Source organism: Paenibacillus sp. CH40 (assembly GCF_024213605.1).
Classification (GTDB): domain Bacteria; phylum Bacillota; class Bacilli; order Paenibacillales; family Paenibacillaceae; genus Paenibacillus; species Paenibacillus polymyxa_B.
In genome coordinates this window covers 1-3,043 of the sequence record NZ_JANAVQ010000023.1, presented here as the reverse complement: position 1 = coordinate 3,043, position 3,043 = coordinate 1, and the positions used below count along the sequence as shown (strand labels likewise).

The following is a 3,043-nucleotide window of genomic DNA, read 5'->3' as shown; positions in this document are numbered from 1 at the left end:
ACGATTCAGGTACGGAACTGCTGTTAACGCAGCAGCATTTGGTTGAAAAAGTGGAATTTAGGGGCAAGGTCCTGCTGCTGGATGCAGAAATGGACGAAGCCACTGTGGATGCAAGTACGGCTAAAGCAAAAGGAGAGCCCGTGTCTGTATATCACAGGGATGGTACGAATTTGGACGCTATATCCGGTCCTCATAACCTAGCGTATGTGATTTATACGTCCGGAACCACAGGTCAGCCTAAGGGAGTCATGCTTGAGCATCGTGGACTCTGCAATCTGCATACGTACTTCAGGGAGACGTTGCGGATCAGCGGCTCGGATCGTGTCGTATCGTTTGCCAGTTATTCCTTTGATGCTTCGATCTGGGAAATGCTTCAGGCGCTCTTCAACGGGGCCACTTTATGTATCCCGACATCAGAAACCATTCTCAGTTATGACAAGTTTGAGCAGTATATGGCGGATCATCGAATTACAATTACGATATTGCCGCCGACCTATGCTGTATACTTGAATCCGGAACGAATGCCGGATCTGCGCATCCTATTTACAGGCGGCTCGGCTGCCTCACCAGAATTGTTATCCAAATGGAAGGATCATGTGACATACTACAATGCCTACGGTCCAACGGAAAATTCCATAACAACGTCTATTTGGCTTGCACCGGAAGGTCCCGAAGCAGGAGTGTCTATTTCAATCGGACGCCCTGTACCGAATCACCGCGTGTATATGGTCGATGCACATGGGCAGCTTGCACCAGCAGGAATCCCCGGTGAACTGTGTGTATCCGGTCCAGGATTGGCACGCGGTTACCTGCACCGCCCGGAATTAACGGCTGAACAATTTGTGGCTAATTCGTTTGCAGATGGGGAAGCGGGCTATGAACGCATGTATCGGACAGGCGACCTGGCAAGATGGTTGCCTGACGGTAACATTGAGTACCTGGGCCGGATTGACCATCAGGTCAAAATTCGCGGTTACCGGATTGAACTGGGCGAAGTTGAGGCGGCTATGCTGAAGGCAGATCGCATGCAAGAGGTCATCGCACTGGCACATGCAAACAGCCAAAACCAACACGAACTGGTTGCCTACTACGTGGCGGAACGCGAAGTGACGGGGAGCGAACTTCGCAAGCAGCTGAGTGAAGAACTCCCGAATTATATGGTTCCCTCGCACTTTGTTCAGATGGAGCAAATGCCGCTCACACCCAACGGCAAAATCGACCGTAAGGCATTGCCAGCACCGGAGCAGATTTCCCGTTCCACGCAGGAATATAGGGCTCCGCAGACAGCAGAGGAGCAGGCGCTGGCCCATGTGTGGGAGGCTGTACTGGGCGGCGGTCCTGTCGGATTGACGGATCAATTTTTTGATCGGGGCGGGGATTCGATCAAGGCGATTCAGGTATCCTCACGCCTGCTGCAGGCAGGCTACAAGCTGGATATTAAAGACCTGTTTAAGTACCCTGAGGTTGCTGAGCTAGCCACGCATCTGCGTGTGTCGGATACCCAATTAGCTGATCAGGAAGAGATCGAGGGAGCTGTGCTGCTGACGCCGATTCAGCAGTGGTTTGTGGAGCAAGGGCAGCCTGTGCCGGACCACTTTAATCAGGCGGTTATGCTTCATCGGGAGCAGGGATTCGAGGAAGAGCTGCTACGTCAGGCATTGACGCAGTTGGCGGTGCATCATGATGCGTTGCGGATGGTGTTCCGCAAGGCGGAGCAAGGCTGGGAAGCGTGGAACCGCGGAGTGGAGGAAGGGGCGCTGTATGATCTGGAAGTGGCCGATTTCAAAGACGTGCCGATCGGTCCCGTATTGGGTCAAGCTATAGAAGCCCGGGCCAGTACTATTCAGAGTAGCATCCGACTGGATGAAGGGCCTTTGCTGAAAGCAGGCCTGTTCCACTGCGCTGATGGCGACCATCTGCTACTGGCTATTCATCATATGGTGGTAGACGGCGTATCGTGGCGGATACTGTTGGAGGATTTGTCGAATGCCTATGAGCAGGCTGTACGTGGAGAAGCCATACAGCTCCCGGCCAAAACAGACTCCTTCCGGGTCTGGTCGGAGCGGTTGTCAGCATATGCCGACAGTACTGAGATGGAAAGTGAGCACGCATACTGGGAGCAAGTGAATGAACTGGCGACATCTGAGTCGCCCCAACTTCCAGTGTCCCAAGAGCATAGCGATAGGTTTATGCAGCAAGACATGGGTATCGTAAATGTGAGGCTTACGAAGGAAGAGACTGATCAACTACTGAAGCAAGCCCACCGCGTGTACAACACAGAAGTGAATGATCTGTTGTTGACGGCATTCGGCAAGACGCTAAGCGCTTGGACTGGCAGTGAAAAGGTAGCGATTCTTCTCGAAGGCCATGGCCGGGAAGAAATCATAAAGGATACGGATATATCACGGACGATTGGCTGGTTTACGAGTCAATACCCGGTACTGCTGCGGATTAACCGGGAAGATGATATCTCCGAGCACATCAAACGGATGAAGGAGATGCTGCGCAGCATTCCACATAAAGGAATTGGGTATGGCATCTGGAGATATCTCAGCCAGAATGGACCGTCCAGGGCAACATACGCCGAGCCACAGATCAGCTTTAATTATTTGGGCGAATTTGATCAGACACTGCAGCATAGCGGCATGCATTTTTCTCCATATTCCAGCGGAGCTAATACTCATGAACTGACCCAAATGTCCTGTGTTATGGACGTGGGAGGACTCGTTACAGATGGCATGCTGGAACTAAGTATTCAATACAACAATAAGGCACTCCAACAAAATGCTGCTGAGCAACTAGCAGAGCAATTCAAGCAGAACGTGCTAGAAGTGATTCAGCATTGTGTATCTCGGGAGCACTCCGAATTGACGCCGAGTGATGTGCTGCTTTCGGACTTAAGCCTTGAAGAACTGGACCGGATGGTGGAGCAGATTCAGCCTGACGGAGAGCTTGAGAATATATACCCCATGACGCCGATGCAAAAAGGAATGCTGTTCCACAACATGCTGGATTCCCAGTCGAGCGCCTATGTAGAGCAGTC

General features: G+C 51.9%; 1 protein-coding gene. It reads left to right on the top strand.

Features of this window, described 5'->3' with window-relative positions; translation table 11 throughout:
- A partial coding sequence (locus NLX73_RS24785) for an amino acid adenylation domain-containing protein (protein WP_254327605.1) occupies positions 1-3,043 on the top strand: 3,043 nt, incomplete at both ends.